The sequence below is a fragment of the Hymenobacter taeanensis genome (assembly GCF_013137895.1).
Lineage (GTDB): Bacteria > Bacteroidota > Bacteroidia > Cytophagales > Hymenobacteraceae > Hymenobacter > Hymenobacter taeanensis.
In genome coordinates this window covers 2,927,180-2,942,386 of the sequence record NZ_CP053538.1, presented here as the reverse complement: position 1 = coordinate 2,942,386, position 15,207 = coordinate 2,927,180, and the positions used below count along the sequence as shown (strand labels likewise).

The following is a 15,207-nucleotide window of genomic DNA, read 5'->3' as shown; positions in this document are numbered from 1 at the left end:
TGGTAATTGAAGTTAACTGAAAGACGTCAGTCGCGGATTTTGTCAAGTAAGGCACTGAGTTGCGTAGCTTCCTCAGGGGTTAAATTACTCATTCCCAGCTTCTGGGAATTGATTACGTCGTCGAGTTGCGTGAGCAGTTCTAGCCCTTTATCGGTGATGCGAATATCCACAGCGCGGCGGTTGCTGGGGCACACTTTACGGGTTACCAGCTCCTTGGTCTCCAACTTGTCTACAATGCGGGAGGCGTTGCTGGTTTTATCCAGCATTCGCTCAATCAACATGTTCACCGTGGCCGGCTTAGGGTGCTGACCGCGCAGGATGCGCAGAATGTTAAACTGGGGTGAGGTCAGGTTGTAGTCCTTGAACATGGCTCCCTGCTGTAGCTGCAGCCAGCCGGAAGTAAACACCAGATTGATGTAAGCTTTTTGGTACTCGTCTCGAAAGGTGCGCTGTTTGATTTCGTCCTCGATTTTCATAGCTCAGGCATGGGGTCATGCTGAATAATGATGCAAATATATGTACATACATTTAATGTTGCAACATTATTCAGCTACTTTATTTTATTCAGGTGTATTGTTGTGATGTAGCCACTACGGGGCAAATATCGTAAGCGGGGTGTCTAAGCTTCCTATTCCCATGAAAAAGCTCCCTCTCTCCTGGCTTATGCTACTAGGCCTGCTAGCCGCAACACCGGCTATTGCACAAACCACCACCGCGCCAAAAATGCCCGCTGGTGCCAAAGAAGCCAGTTCTGCCGACCGCTTCATGCTGCAAGGTGGGCAGGTAGTATTGGTGCAAGGCAAGCGCCCTACCCCACTTACAAAGAATATAGTGCTCTCTAACGGGACCAAGATCAATTATAAGAGTGGGATAGTAGAACTTCCTGGAGGCAAAATAACGACTTTAAAGGAGGGTGATTACGTGCGCATGGATGGCGGCATTGTCTTCGCTACGCCAAGTAGCGCGGCGGCGGCCCGTAATGAGCCAGCCAGCACATCTAGCCCTCAGTTTCAACAGTATATTGATAACCGCCCCGCACCCAATAGCGCGGCGGGTGTAGAATTACGCCTCACGGAGCTGAATCAAAGAATCAGCCTCATGGGCGAGAAAATTCAACTTCTGAACCAGAAAATCAGCTTGATGAGTTCCGCCGGTCAGCGCCCCGCTGATACCAGCCAGCTTGACCAACAGATAAAAGCTTTGGACGAAAAGCTGAAGTAATCAGCCCACCCCTCTCTTATAAGCCCTATCGTTCTGAGCTGTAAAACCTTAGAGCGATGGGGCTTATGGCGTAATGGCAGGCCAGTTACCGTGGGGTAACAAATGGCCCTGCTCCTCACCCACCATCCCAAAGGGCTCGTCCTGCACTACCAAAAAGCCATCCAGGTCGCATACCTCGGTCAGGCTGCTAACTTGCAGCGCCGACCAGATACCCAGCGAGGTTTCCACCATGCAGCCCAGCATAGTCTGGAGGCCGTGGGCGCGGGTCTCGCGCAGAATCCGAAGGCCGTTGAGGTAGCCCCCGGCCTTCATCAGCTTCATATTCACTCCATCAAACTGCCGGGCTATTTCCGTGAAGTCAGCCTCATCCGTCACCGACTCATCGGCGAAAATGGGGCAGCCCAGCTGGCCTTTCAGGGCACGGTAGTCGGCGGCGCAGGCGGCCGGCAGGGGCTGCTCCAGCAAACGCACGCGTAGGCCAGGCAATGCCTGAATCTGCTCCCATGACTGGCGCAGGCTGTCGGCATCAGTCCAAGCTTCGTTGCCATCGATAATAAGCAGGTGGTTGGGCAGCAAACGCGTGACTTCGCGCAGCAAGTCCACGGCCCCCTCGCGGTTTACTTTCACCTTTAGCATGGGAAAGCGCTGGTACCCCTGCACACGCAGGAACTCTGCCACAGCACCCGGCTCCATAATAGGCAAGGTAACGGCTGTACCTACGGCTGGGGCTGGGGCAGCCAGGCCTAGCCATTCTGCTACCGGCTGCCCGGCCAGCACGGCGGCCCGGTGCACAAACGCCGACTCTAAGGCAAAACGCAGGGCGTGGGCCGGGGCGTGAGCACCCAGAAAGCTGGTGAGCTCCTCCAGCGTGGCACACTGGCCTAGGCCAGCGGTTTGCAGTTGCGCAAACTCCTGCTGCAAACCTTCGGGGGTTTCGCCATAGCGCACATTGGGAGCGGCTTCGCCCCAGCCGGTGGCCTGGCCGGCAGGGTCCTGCACTTTTAGGAGCAGGTTGGTTTTAGAGATTGACGCGTTGCGCGCTATTTTCCAGGTGTAGCGCAAGGGCAGCACCAGTGGGGTGAGAGACCAAGTAAGCATGGGGCGAGGGCAGGAAAGAAAAGGCGAAGGACAAGGTACTACGCCGCCCCCAATCAGCCAGCAAGTGGCCTACGGATACACGGGGCAATACCGTGGTTGTACACATCCTTACAGCCGGTGCGTGTTACTGCCCGGCTCAAAAACCTATCTTTGTCGTATTCCCGCCATTAACTTTCCCTGACTGCTGCGCATGAAGTTTTCGCGACTCGCACCTATCGTTCTTATTCTCTTTGTTGTTGCAGCCGTTTTAACGGCCCTGGCAGCCTACCAGGTGGTAGCCCTGCCTGACTCAGTTCCGATGGCTATCCGCTGGCTGGCCGTTGCCTCGGCCGTAGCCCTGGGCTTCCAGCGCCGCTCTATTACGTTCTGGATTGTGGTGAGCATGCTCGTGGGGGCTGAAATTGGCCACGATTTTCCGGAGCAGGCCGTACAGCTGAAAGTACTCAGCGACGTATTCCTGCGCCTGGTGAAAACCATTATTGCCCCGCTGGTATTTGCCACGCTGGTAGTAGGTATTGCCGGCCACGCCGACCTGAAGCAAGTTGGCAAAATGGGCCTCAAAGCCCTTATCTACTTTGAAGTAGTTACCACCTTCGCCCTCTTCATTGGCCTGGGCGCCATCAACCTGACCCGGGCCGGCGCCGGCGTAGACCGCAGCGGCATTCAGGCCGATACGGAGCAGCTGGCCACCGTGAAGCAGACTACCGCCGATATTATTCTGCACATCTTCCCCGAGAACATTGCCAAATCGGTGGCCGAAGGGCAGGTACTGCAGGTGGTGGTATTCGCTATCATCTTCGCCATTGGGCTGGCTATGGTGCACCAGAAGCACCGGGCCCCCATGCTGCAGCTCACCGAGAGCTTGTCGGAAGTGATGTTCAAGTTCACCAACGTGGTCATGTTCTTCGCCCCTTTCGGAGTGGGCGGTGCCCTGGCCTACACGGTGGGCAAAATGGGCTTTGCGCCTTTGTACAATGCCTTTAAGCTCCTGCTAACACTGTATGGCGCGCTGGCGGCGTTCTTGGTGCTGATACTGGTGCCCATTGCCCTGATTGCCCGCATCCCGCTGAAACGCTTTGTGCTGGCTATTGCGGAGCCCGTGAGCATTGCCTTTGCCACTACCTCCTCAGAGGCTGCCCTACCCCGCGCTATGGAAGCCATGATCGGCATTGGGGTTCCCCGCCGTATTGTGGCCTTTGTAATGCCAACCGGCTACTCCTTCAACCTCGATGGTACCACCCTCTACCTCTCGCTGGCGGCCATCTTCGTGGCCCAGGCGGCAGGCATAGACCTCTCATTTGGCCAGCAGCTGATAATGGTATTTACCTTGATGCTGACCAGCAAAGGTGTAGCCGGAGTACCACGTGCCTCGCTGGTTATTCTGCTGGCTACGGTAGCCTCGTTTAACCTGCCGGCCTGGCCCGTGTTCATCATTTTGGGTATTGATGCGCTCATGGACATGGCCCGCACTGCCGTAAATGTGGTAGGCAACTGCCTGGCTACGGCCGTGGTGGCCCGTTGGGAAGGTGAGTTTGTAGATAATTATGTAGCTCCTCCGCTAGACGATTTAGCAGAAGCCGATAGCGCCCTGGCGCATTCAGCGCACTAAGCCGCCACAATTTTTATTGGCAAAATAAGTCCCCGCCCCTGGCTTCAGGAGCGGGGACTTATTTTGTAATTATCTTACATCGGCTACTTTCCACAACAGATAGTAAAAAATTGTACTCAATATGTGCTAATTTTTAATTATATATTTATATTTACCTATAGCTTTGTGCTTGGCAAATAGCTTTACTTTGGGAATGTTCTCCGGCTGCCAGCATACTAACCATCCTGCTTATGAACTTTGCGAACCGGTACTTATTACTGCTTCTATTGGCTTCAATGGCTATTACCGGCTGTAAATCGTCGGAGGAAGCGCTTTATAGTGCCGTGCATTCCAACCATTCGGTTTCCATTGGGAAGCTGCCCCGGCTAGAGCAGGTAGTAGATGCTGGGCCACTCTATGCCACCGAAGGGGCCTACCCTGATGACGCCGCTAAGGTATTTCGTCAGGAACTGGCCTACCACACGGCAGAGCCCGAAGATACCCTGGGGTATGGTTATGCCAAGCTAATTATAACGCAGGCCAACGTTTCGCGCACAGGCCGGGCGCTTCAGGTTTTTCAAATGGCTACTCTGATGACGCCCTGCTTGGTAGGTCTGCCGCTGGAGTGGTACCGCACTAAAGTAACAGCCGAAGTACAGATCATAAACTCCAAGGGCGTAGTATTGGGTACATACAGAGGTACCGGCCATAGCAAAGTACGGGTGGCCATGTACAACGGCTACAGCCAGAGTAGTGCCCCCCGGATTTCTGACGTGCAAGGCCTGCGCCTGGCCCTGAATCAGATCAGACCCCAACTCGATACGGCCTCCCTAAACCTACGCACTAAACTTGTGGCTGCTGGCCCTCTTGAAGAAGTAACCGGGACGGCCCACACCACCAAATAGTTTCTTTCTGCCTTAGCCCTGTTCCCGTTCCCGCACCTGCCCAATCTGGCGCTGGGTGCGGGAATTTGGCTGTAGCAGGCTTTCATAAGCAGCCATGAGATGCCCCTTAGCCAGCCGGGGTAAGTGCTGCTTGGCGTAGCCCCATTAGTGTTATAAGCAGCCGACAGCAGGCAGGGTCACACGAAATAATACTCTGCAACCTTTCCGGCCCGGATGGTTACTTTGCGGCTACCGGGCCTTTACTGGTTCGGCTCCGTTCACGCTCATTGCACCCTCATATGAAACACACCCTGCAGGCCTTGTTGCTTAGCACTGCGCTGCTGGCTGGCCCCGCCGCTGAGGCGCAGAAAGCCAGTGCCGCGACTACCACGGCCGCCGCCGGCTCCATTAATGTATTCCCTTACCCCATTCAGCAAAAACAGCTGGCCAATGGCCTGAACGTGGTAACGGTACCGTTCGACTCACCGGGGCTAGCCTCATTCTTCCTGGTGGTGCGGGCGGGCTCCCGCGATGAGGTAGAGCCGGGCCACACTGGCTTCGCCCACTTCTTTGAGCACGTGATGTTCCGGGGTACCGATAAGTACTCGAAGGAGCAGTATGATGAAGTGCTGCAAAGCATTGGGGCTGCCGCTAACGCCAACACCTCCCTCGACCGTACTGTGTACCACATGACCGGCAACGCCCGCATGTTGGAGAAGATGTTTGAGGTAGAGGCCGACCGCTTCCAGAACCTGAAGTATGCCGAGCACGATTTCAAGGCCGAAGCCGGGGCCGTGAAGGGCGAGTACACCAAGAACTCTGCCTCGCTCTACAGCCAGCTGAACGAGAAAGTAGCCGACGCGGCCTTCGATAAGCATACCTACGAGCATACCACCATGGGCTTCTTCAAGGACATTGTGGACATGCCCAACCAGTACCAGTACTCGCTTTCTTTCTTCGACCGTTTTTACCGCCCCGAGTACACCACGCTACTGGTGGTAGGAGACGTAAAGTCAGAAGAAGTAAACAAGCTGGCCGATAAGTATTTCGCCTCCTGGAAACGCGGCACCTACACGCCTAACATCACGCCGGAGCCGGCCCAAACGGCCCCGCGGGCGGTACACATTCAGAACGCCAACTTTCCGCCGCTGGTGAGCCTGAGCTACCGCGGCCCCGCCTTCTCCGACCGGAGCAAAGACCTGCCGGCTCTTGAGGTGCTGACTACTATGCTGTTCGCCGAAAACTCGCCGCTGTATCAGCAGCTGGTGGTGAAGGAGCAGAAAGTGCGCTTTGTGGGCGGCTCGCCTAATTACACCCGCGACCCGTACCTGATGACTATTCGGGCCTCGGTAGTGAAGCCCCAGGACCTGAGCTACGTGAAAGACCAGATTACCAAGGCCCTGGAGGAAATGAAAACCAAGCCCGTGGATGCCAAGCGCCTCGCCGACACTAAATCGGCGCTGAAGTATGGCTTCCTGATGGGGCTGGACTCACCCGACCAGGTGGCCAACGCCCTGGCGCAGTTCATTTGGCTGACGGGTGATGTACAATCCTTGAACCGCTTCTACGCCCAGTACGACCAGGTAACACCCGCCGATATTCAGGCCGTGGCCCAGAAATACTTCGTACCCGAAAGCCTCACGGTGGGCACCATCGGGCCGGGCGCCACAAGTGGCCTACAGTAACAGCAGCGTGCTAAGCGGGCAGTTAACCGAGACCCAGCCAAGCTATTTACTGCTTGGTTGCGCTTGCCTCGCTACCTAACTGGCAGCGCTCTCCCTTTTTTCCTCCCTGATTTCACTTCCATGAAACATATATTTTCCCGCCTCTTGCTGAGCGCAGCCCTGCTGGGCCCGGCCACAGTGGCGCCCGCTCGCGCCGCCGAAGTAGTAGAGTTGCGCCAGCCCAACGCCGCCAAAGTGGTGGTGAAGCTGCAGTTCCGCAACGGCTCTGCCGCCGACCCTGTGGGCAAAGAAGGCCTCACTTACCTCACCAGCCAGCTGCTCACCGAGGGCGGTACCAAAGACCTGACGGCCGCCCAGCTCAAGGACCTGCTCTACCCCATGGCGGCGCGCTACTACGCCACCACCGACAAGGAGGTTACCACGTTCACCTTCGAGTTTCACCGCGACTTTATCAAGCAGTTTTACCCCGTACTGCGGGGACTGATTCTGACGCCCTCGTTCACGCAGGAAGACTTTGACCGCCTCAGGAGCAACCAGCTCAACTACGTGGAGCAGCTAATTCGGGCATCTTCAGATGAGGACTACAGCAAGTTTGCCCTGGAGGACCAGCTGTTCCGCAACACCCGCTACCAGCATATGACACGCGGCACCGCTGTTGGCGTAAAAAGCATCACGCTGGATGATGTAAAGAAGTACTACGCCAGCGCCTTCGGCCAGAACAACCTCACCATAGGTCTAGCCGGCAACTACCCCGCCTCCTTTGCCAAGCAGCTGGAGCAGGATATGAAGAAGCTGCCTAAAAGCACCGTGAAAACTCCTATTCCGGTGGCCGCTATGCCCAAAGGCATCCATGTAGAAATCATTAGCAAGCCCGATGCCCTGGGCTCCGCGATATTTGCCGGCTTTCCCATCCAGACCACTCGCGCCCAGGACGACTTCGCGGCCCTGATGGTGGCGAATTCCTGGCTGGGTGAGCACCGCAAAAGCTATGGCAAGCTCTATGACAAAATCCGGACGACCCGCTCCATGAACTACGGCGACTACAGCTACATTGAGTGGTATGAAGCCGGGGGTAATAATATGCTGCCCGTGCCCGGTGTGCCCCGCCACGCCAACTACGCCAGCATCTGGCTGCGGCCCGTGCAGATTGCCGAAGGTCTGCGCAAGCAGTACCCCACTGAGCTGGGCAACCTCACTGTAGGCCACGCTCCCTTTGCCCTGCGCCTGGCGGTGCGCGAGATGGACAACGTGGTAAAAAATGGCATGAGCAAGGAAGACTTTGAGCGTACCCGCACTTTCCTGCGCTCTTACGTGAAGCTCTACGGCACCACGCCCGCCAAGCAGCTCGGCTTCCTGCTCGACTCCCATTTCTACGGCCGCAAAGACTGGCTGCAGGAGGTAGATGGCCAACTGGCCAAGCTCACCCTCAACGACGTGAACCAGGCCATGCGCAAGCACTGGCAGGTACAGAACATGTTTGTCACCATCGTGACCGACGACAGTGAGGCCCAGCCCCTGGCCGATGTACTCAGGAACAACACACCCTCGCCCATGAGCTATGCCAACGTGGTGAAGGCCGGCCTGCCGCAAGCCGTAGTAGCCGAGGATGCCGAAGTAGCTAACTACAAGCTCAACGTGACGGAAGTAAAGGTGATTGACACCAACGACACGTTCCGGTAAGCGCTAGGCCACTGGTTGCGGAATTACCGCTCCGCTTAAACCGCCCCGACTTAAAGTTGGGGCGGTTTTTTTCTGGGCGCATTAAACTACACTGGCCTACGCGCATCTATAGGGCAAAACAGCTTGACTCATCTGCCTACTCCCTTCTTATTTTATCCATGCAAACAACTTCATGTAAATCATTGGGCCTGCTGCTTGTGGCGCTGCTAACCAGCCTCAGCACCTGGGCCCAATCCGGCCAGAACACCCAGGGCCAGGCCAAGCCTACCCGGCGCGCAGTACTGGCCTACGTGCAGCAGAACGTGCTACCCGTAGTGCGCCAGCAGCGCCAGAAACTAGAGCCTCAGCTGAGCACCTCTGATAAAGCCCAACTGGCTATTTACCGCACCCAATTGCAGGAGCTGCGCCAGCGGGGCAAAGCCCTGCGCCAGAGCTTCCGCACTGCTGGCACGGCCCAGGGCACCCGCCCCGAGCTAACCGAGACGCAAAAGCAGGAACTGCAGAAGCTCCGCACTGATCAAAAAGCCCTGATGCAGGAAGTAGGTAAGCTAGGCCAGAAATATGAGGGCGACATTGCCCGGCTGGCCCAGGAAATACAGCCCCAGCGCGAAAAGTGGTCTGCTGACCTGAAAAACCTGGTAGTCCAAAACGCCAAGCCTGAGCAGCAGGAGCGGCGCAAGCACCTTGGGGGCAAAATACGGCACAACAACCCCACCACGCAGTACTTCCGGCCCGCCATGTTCCTGCTCATGAAGGCTGATGCGCCTGCTACCTCTGCCACCGCTAGTGCTGGCAGCGCTGTGTATCCTAACCCGGTTGCCCCTACTAGCCAGCTAGAGTACGAAGTAAAAAAGGCCGGCCCCGTAACCATTGACTTGCTGGATAGCAAAGGCAATACGGTGCGCAACGTAGCGCGGGAAGCGAACAAGGAAAAAGGCACCTACACCCTACCCGTGAGCCTAAGCGACCTGACCAACGGCACGTATTACTTCAAAATCACCACGAAAGGCTCTGCCGAAACCAAGCGTTTCGTGAAAGAATAGCCACGTGGTTATTCCTAGGCCACTTCTGCGCCCGGCAGGTAGCCTAGCTAGCGGGGGCATCAGACCCAATATCTAAGCCACCAGTTACGTTTGTAAGCCAGCCCAAAATTGGGCTGGCTTTTTCGTGGGGTACTGCCAGACTGGCCTAGCGTGGGCCGGGTGCCGGCGTACCCCTATCTTTACGCCCCTATGCTGCGCTCCTTCTTTACCTGGTTTTTGCTCTTATCCACTGCTGCGCTTGTTGCGGCCTGCTGTGGCTCTGTTGCCTGCGACTGCAACGATGCCAATGCAGATTCCTTTGCGCTTAAATTTGATACTACCACTGCCAGCACTCGCCCTTTTAAGGTAGCAGACCTAGATACCGTGTACGTGGTGCGGCGTGTGCTGGCTGACACTGCCAAGCGGCCCGTGCGCGATACCGTTGCAATAGTTCGCACGCTACAGCAAGTGCGCCAGCAGCCCATAATCATCAATAACACCAGCCCTTTTGTGGCTACCAACAATCGAAAAGTCAGCCAGTACAGCTACAAGCTTTATCTGGTTGATAGCAAGAAGCCGAAGGTGCCAACTGACTCGGTGGTGGTGGAGCGGGTGGATCTGGCCGGCGAATTCAAAGCCGATGGCTGCTGCACATGCTATGAGAACACCAAACGGGTGTTGTATATTAAAGGGCTGGCTACTCCCTTTGATGCTACTAACCCGGCAGATCCTAAGCAGCCCGTTCCATTTGTGGTAAAGCGGTAGAGCCATGTGGCTTGCAAGCTGCACTAGTTGCTTCAACACGGGGGGCCTGCAACGCGTATACATTATATCTCCGGTTGGTAACGCTATTTGTTGCTGGCTATCTGGGAGATTCTGCTCTCTGGCTGTATGCTAAAAGAACCTGTTGCCCGCCCGTCCTCGGCTATATTCCCCTTCCAGACTACGCTTAGCCTGGAACCCCTCATTGCGTACTGGAAAGACCGTGAGAATGCTTCTAATGCCGGGGTGGCCCAACTGGCCCGCTTTATTGGCGAGCAGGTAGCGCAGGCCGACTGGAGCCGCGGCCCCATCACTGACCTAACCCAGCTGGAATGCAACTGCGACCTGGTGGAAACCCTGATGCTGGCGGTATTCCCCTCCTCTTCTTTCCAGACGGATATCAGCGGCGCCATACTGCCCTTTCAACGCCACAGCTTCTACTATACTCCTCGCTTCGAGGAAGTGCTCCTCAATGCGGGCCAAACTATTAAGCAGCCGCTTAATATTGATATGCACACCCTGGAGGTGTATACTACCCGCATGGCCTACCAGCTTATTCTGGAGAAGGCATACGGGGTGCACATCCCCATGCAGGGGGCCATCATTTTCACGGTTCCCGACTACAGCATCGGCCTCTACCGCCACTACAGCGTTAACTTCAACTCTACGTTTCTGGAGGTGATTGTGCGCGGGGAAAAGCCAACCTTGACCCCGGAGCAGTTAGATCATCTTACCCGCAACATGCACCGCGCCGATGTGTGGCAGGAAACGCTGCCGCCTGAGCACTTTGAGCTCTCAGGCTTTAACCTGCTGCAGCTTACGGATGTAACAGAGCAGGAAATTCTCTCGGAGCTGAAGTACGACTTGCTGGAGCGCGACGTGCTGCAGGCTTCTGACCGGCTAGAGCAGATTCAGGAGAAGCTGCGGGTATTGTTTGGGCGGCCGTTTCTGCAGTTGGGCATTGCGGCCTACGACGAAAAGAAGAAGGCCTTCGTGGACTTCGGCCGCAAAATCAACCACAGTTTTCTAACCAAGCAGCTGCACAACCAAGACGCCAGCTCGGGCTTCCGGCAGATCTACAGCCAGCTCTGGCAAGACCGCCAGCCTCTGGTGCTGGAAGACGTGGAAAAAGCGGACATTCCGGACGACCTACGGCAGCAGATCCTTAGCCTAGGCATCCGCTCGGCTATTTTGGCGCTGCTGCCCTATGGCGATGATACGGTAGGCCTCCTGGAGCTGGGCTCACCCAATGTGGGCGACCTCAATGAGTTCAGCCTGGAGAACGTGACGCAGTTTATGCCCCTGTTTGCGGTGGCCGTGAAACGCAACGCCGAGGAAATCCAGACCCGCGTGCAGGCCATCATCAAGGAGAAGTTCACCGCCCTGCACCCCACCATGGAGTGGCGCTTCACGGATGCCGCCCAAAACCTGCTGCAGAAGATTGAGGACGGCAACAAAAACGCAGAGATGGAAGACATCGTCTTTCATGAAGTGTACCCACTGCACGGCTCTTCTGACATTCGGGGCAGCAGCACGGCCCGCAACGAGGCTATTCAGGGCGACCTGATTGAGCACTTGACCCTGGCCAATAAGGTTCTGAAAAAGGCCTCCGAGTTTCAGCAGCTCCCCATTTTGGATGAGCTGAAGTTTTACGTGAGCAAGAACCTGCGCCGCCTGCGCCAAGGCATCCTGACCGGTGATGAGGTCAGCATCTTTGAGTCGCTGCGGATGGAAGTAGAGCCGCTCTTCAACTACCTGGCACAAAACGCCCCGGAGCTGCGGCCCGTTATTGAGGAGTATTGGGCCAACATCGACCCCGAATTGGGCATTTTGTACAAGCGGCGCAAGCAGTTTGAGGAAAGCACCACCCGCCTGAATGATGCCGTGAGCGACTACCTTGATGAGGAAGAAGCCAAGGCCCAGGATATGTACCCGCACTACTTCCAGCGTTTTAAAACCGATGGGGTAGAGCACAATATTTACGTGGGTGCCTCACTGGTAGAGAACAAGCCCTTTGATCTGGTTTTCCTGAAGAACCTGAGGCTGTGGCAACTGCTGGTCATGGTAGAAATTACCCGCCGCACTGCCGCGCTAAAAACCGAGTTGCCGCTGCCCCTGGAAACCACCCAGCTTATCCTCATTCACAGCCAGCCCCTTAACATTCGTTTCCGGCAGGATGAGCGCCAGTTTGATGTAGACGGCGCTTACAACATCCGCTACGAAATCATTAAAAAGCGCATTGATAAGGCCACGGTACAGGGTACGGGTGAGCGGCTAACCCAGCCGGGCTACATTGCCCTGGTATATACCCAGCAACGGGAAGCCGATGAGTACCTTGAGTACATTGACTACCTGCAGGACCGCGGGCTGCTGGAGCCGGGCATTGAAGAGCTGGAACTGGAAGAGCTACAGGGCGTGAAGGGGCTATTGGCGCTACGGGTGAAGGTGCGGCTGTAGAGGATAGCTCCTAAAGCTTTGCCTCTGCTTTCTCACGCCACCATAGCTGCAGAGCCGTGCGCAGTAAAATCAGCCAGACTAGGCCAATGGCAAAGCCGGCCAGCACATCGGTAGCATAGTGCACGTGCAGGTACACCCGCGTGAGTCCGATTAGCAGGGCCCATGCCAGCAGCGCGGCCGCCCACACCGGGTGGCGCCGGTGGCGCCAGAGCAGCCAGGCCAGGCAGCCATACAGGGCCAGGCCAATCATGGCGTGCCCGCTTGGAAAACTCTGGCCTGCCTGCGGGAACAGCGCTGAGCTGGGGCGCGCTCGGTGGAAATGCGCCTTCAGCAGCTGGTTAAACAAGGCAGCACCAGCTACTGCCAGAAAAACCTCCAGGCCTTCGCGGTGGTGGCCCTGGCTCCTGAGCAACAAGGGTAGGCCTATTCCCGCTCCTACCAGAAAAGGCAGAGAGGCAAAGAACGTCACCCCTTCTACCGCACTGGTCAGGCCAGGCCACCAGCTCCGGAGCTGATCCACGCGCCGAAAAGCCCACTGATCAAAGTCAATGGAGTTTTCCACGAATACTACTCGCGTAAGATAAAAGAACAGCAGGGCTGATGCCATAAACACAACTCCTACCAGCGCTATTTCCAATGTAAGAAAGCTGAACAGGGCTGCGAGCCGGGCGGTAAGTCTCTTCATGGCGGGAAGGTTATTCCGCTATCCAACGCAACGCGGGCCTTGGGTGTTGGAGTGGGCTACGATGCCAGCCGCCAGAAAACAAAAAAGCCAGCCCATTTCTGGACCGGCTTTCGTGCGCTCGGAGAGACTCGAACTCTCACACCTTTCGGAACTGCCGCCTGAAGACAGCGCGTCTACCAATTTCGCCACAAGCGCATTCTGATGTTCAACTGACAATTTCCCTTCTGGAGTGTCATTTGATGCTGCAAAGATAGAAGGCTTTTTCGACGTATGTCAAGCTTTCAGCCCAAAAAACAATAAAAACTTAATCACAAAAATTTGCTTTACGGGCTATATAGGCTGTTTTTCAGGTGATTGCACTTGTTTGCCGAAGCGTTTTTTTGCCGCAACTTCCAGTTGCTGCAGAAGCGGAATAGCCACTACCAGCCACACTAAGCCCGCCGTGAAGCCGGCCAGCACATCAGTGGCATAGTGTACGCGCAGGTACACCCGCGTGAGTCCAATCAGAATAATGAGTGCCACCAGAGCCGTAGTGAGGCCCCAGCGGAGCGCCGGGTGCCGCACATGCGCTTGCACCAGATACACCATCAGGCCATAGAAGGAGGCTGATATCATGGCGTGCCCGCTGGGAAAGCTCAGGCCACTTGCTGAAACCAACGGCAGTAAGGGGCGCGGCCGGTGGTAGAACTGCTTCAGGACCAGGTTGAGCGTGATGCTGCCCAGCGCAACTACCGGCACCAGCAAGGAGTACCACCGGTGTCGCCGTACCAGCAGCAGCCAGGCCACTAGCAGCAGGCCCATACCCGTGATGAAGTTTCGCGAGGCCAGAAAGGTAATACCCTGCACCCACTGCTGCCGCTCAGGCCCGAAGAGCTGGCGCGTCCAGCGGAAAGCGGCCGCGTCAAACGTAGCAGCATCCTGATCAAACACCTCCCGGCTCAAGGCCAGAAAAATTACTACACCCACCGTACCCAGTAATAGCGTTATGGCAAACTCAGTAACGAACAGCGTGACACCAGCCAGCAGTTGGCGAATTGATTTGGTCATAGAAAAGCAGCAATAAACTTGGCCCAGCGGAGTCGGTTGTCGTGGTTCTTACGACATTTCGGGGCGCAACGGCCGAATCACGTAGACCAAGAGCCGCTGCCTCCCCCCTATGTCCCTCCCCGACTCTGGCTTTGACTATGTAGCGGCCGTTTATGATCCGCTGGCGCGGTTGGTGTATGGCCGGGCGTTGCAGCAGGCGCAGCTGGCTGCCCTTACGGCCTTGCCAACGGGAGCACCCTACATTTTAATCATTGGCGGAGGCACCGGCTGGGTACTGGGCGAGGCATTACGCCAGCGCCCGGCGGCTAAGGTGCTTTACCTGGAGGCCTCCCCGCAAATGCTGCGCCGCAGCCAGGAGTTTTTGCGCCAGCACTGGCCTACCAAGCTGGCCCAGGTTGAGTTTAGGTTAGGTACTGAAGACGCATTGCGCCCCAGAGAGCAGTTTGATGCGGTGGTAACTTTCTTTCTGCTCGACTTATTTGAGCCGGCTCGACTACGGCAGCTTATTGCCCGGCTACAAGCAGCGCGTAGGCCAGAGGCCCCCTGGCTCCTCGCCGATTTTGCCCGGCCTGCAACCTGGTGGCATCGTAGCCTGTTGGCGGCCATGTATGCCTTTTTCGGCCTGACTACTGGCATTAGCGCCCGCCGCCGCCCGCCAATTGAACTGGAGCTGCAACGGCTAGGCCTAGCGGCTAGGCCAGTAGGAAGTTATTTTGGCGGGATGGTAGAGGCCTCGGTATGGCAGTAGTAAAGCGAGTAAGACAGCTTCCTGTAACTTGGCCACACCTATTCGCTCCATTATTACTTTATGCTCAAGTCTGGTACGCTTATTATCCTGCTTATTGGTAGCTCCTACTCCGTTGCCCACGCCCAACCCAACTGGGCCCTCGGGTCGGGAGCTCGAAAGGATAGCCCTACACTTGAGGCACGGTACTACGCCACCTACTTCGATACCACTGGCTCAATCAAGCGCACTATTAAAGCCGAAATCCTGGAGCTGCAACTAGCCTGGAGTTTATAAGCCCTGATTGGCAAAGTGGCTGATTGGTGGGCGCTCGGGTTTGGCTTGAAGTGGTCT

At 56.3% G+C, this 15,207-nt stretch carries 14 protein-coding genes and 1 tRNA gene; 10 read left to right on the top strand and 5 right to left on the bottom strand.

The genetic code is table 11. From position 1 onward, the window contains the following. Positions 1–26: 26 nt before the first annotated feature. Positions 27–476 (bottom strand): MarR family winged helix-turn-helix transcriptional regulator, encoded by a 450-nt coding sequence (locus tag HMJ29_RS12520; protein WP_171591814.1) that lies wholly within the window; start codon positions 474–476, stop codon positions 27–29. A gap of 160 nt (positions 477–636) precedes the next feature. Here HMJ29_RS12520 and HMJ29_RS12515 point away from each other — a divergent pair, with 160 nt between their 5' ends. Next, positions 637–1,221 (top strand): DUF6799 domain-containing protein, encoded by a 585-nt coding sequence (locus HMJ29_RS12515; protein ID WP_171591813.1) that lies wholly within the window; start codon positions 637–639, stop codon positions 1,219–1,221. A 63-nt stretch (positions 1,222–1,284) separates the two neighbouring features. Here the strand turns inward: HMJ29_RS12515 and HMJ29_RS12510 are convergent, their stop codons facing one another. Next, positions 1,285–2,319 (bottom strand): dipeptide epimerase, encoded by a 1,035-nt coding sequence (locus HMJ29_RS12510; protein ID WP_171591812.1) that lies wholly within the window; start codon positions 2,317–2,319, stop codon positions 1,285–1,287. 190 nt (positions 2,320–2,509) lie between these two features. Here HMJ29_RS12510 and HMJ29_RS12505 point away from each other — a divergent pair, with 190 nt between their 5' ends. From HMJ29_RS12505 to HMJ29_RS12475, 7 genes are all read left to right on the top strand, one after another. Continuing rightward, on the top strand, positions 2,510–3,928 hold the full coding sequence (locus tag HMJ29_RS12505) for a dicarboxylate/amino acid:cation symporter (protein WP_171591811.1): 1,419 nt from the start codon (positions 2,510–2,512) through the stop codon (positions 3,926–3,928). Positions 3,929–4,158: 230 nt separating this feature from the next. Further along, positions 4,159–4,812 carry a hypothetical protein gene (locus tag HMJ29_RS12500; RefSeq protein ID WP_171591810.1) on the top strand — a complete coding sequence of 218 codons (654 nt, stop codon included), beginning with the start codon at positions 4,159–4,161 and terminating at the stop codon, positions 4,810–4,812. A gap of 278 nt (positions 4,813–5,090) precedes the next feature. After that, positions 5,091–6,476, top strand: coding sequence for a M16 family metallopeptidase (locus tag HMJ29_RS12495; protein WP_171591809.1), 1,386 nt, complete (start codon positions 5,091–5,093; stop codon positions 6,474–6,476). 120 nt (positions 6,477–6,596) lie between these two features. Further along, a complete protein-coding gene (locus HMJ29_RS12490) occupies positions 6,597–8,156 on the top strand; it encodes a M16 family metallopeptidase (protein ID WP_171591808.1) in 1,560 nt (519 codons plus the stop codon). 158 nt (positions 8,157–8,314) lie between these two features. Beyond that, positions 8,315–9,199 (top strand): T9SS type A sorting domain-containing protein, encoded by an 885-nt coding sequence (locus HMJ29_RS12485; RefSeq protein WP_171591807.1) that lies wholly within the window; start codon positions 8,315–8,317, stop codon positions 9,197–9,199. 189 nt (positions 9,200–9,388) lie between these two features. Beyond that, positions 9,389–9,943, top strand: a complete 555-nt coding sequence (locus HMJ29_RS12480) for a hypothetical protein (RefSeq protein WP_171591806.1) — start codon at positions 9,389–9,391, stop codon at positions 9,941–9,943. A 126-nt stretch (positions 9,944–10,069) separates the two neighbouring features. Next, positions 10,070–12,397: a GAF domain-containing protein gene (locus HMJ29_RS12475; RefSeq protein WP_171591805.1), complete on the top strand. Its 2,328-nt coding sequence runs from the start codon at positions 10,070–10,072 to the stop codon at positions 12,395–12,397. A 10-nt stretch (positions 12,398–12,407) separates the two neighbouring features. Here HMJ29_RS12475 and HMJ29_RS12470 read toward each other — a convergent pair whose 3' ends face one another. From HMJ29_RS12470 to HMJ29_RS12460, 3 genes are all read right to left on the bottom strand, one after another. Next, positions 12,408–13,082, bottom strand: coding sequence for a phosphatase PAP2 family protein (locus tag HMJ29_RS12470; protein ID WP_171591804.1), 675 nt, complete (start codon positions 13,080–13,082; stop codon positions 12,408–12,410). 113 nt (positions 13,083–13,195) lie between these two features. Continuing rightward, a tRNA-Leu gene (locus tag HMJ29_RS12465) sits at positions 13,196–13,277 on the bottom strand. Positions 13,278–13,412: 135 nt separating this feature from the next. Beyond that, the gene (locus HMJ29_RS12460; protein WP_171591803.1) at positions 13,413–14,129 is read right to left on the bottom strand and encodes a phosphatase PAP2 family protein; all 717 of its coding nucleotides are present in this window, start codon (positions 14,127–14,129) and stop codon (positions 13,413–13,415) included. Between the two features lie 109 nt (positions 14,130–14,238). Between HMJ29_RS12460 and HMJ29_RS12455 the strand changes: the two genes are divergently transcribed. Both HMJ29_RS12455 and HMJ29_RS12450 read left to right on the top strand, forming a co-directional pair. Further along, positions 14,239–14,877, top strand: coding sequence for a class I SAM-dependent methyltransferase (locus HMJ29_RS12455; RefSeq protein WP_171591802.1), 639 nt, complete (start codon positions 14,239–14,241; stop codon positions 14,875–14,877). 60 nt (positions 14,878–14,937) lie between these two features. Beyond that, positions 14,938–15,150 carry a hypothetical protein gene (locus HMJ29_RS12450; protein WP_171591801.1) on the top strand — a complete coding sequence of 71 codons (213 nt, stop codon included), beginning with the start codon at positions 14,938–14,940 and terminating at the stop codon, positions 15,148–15,150. Positions 15,151–15,207 lie beyond the last annotated feature (57 nt).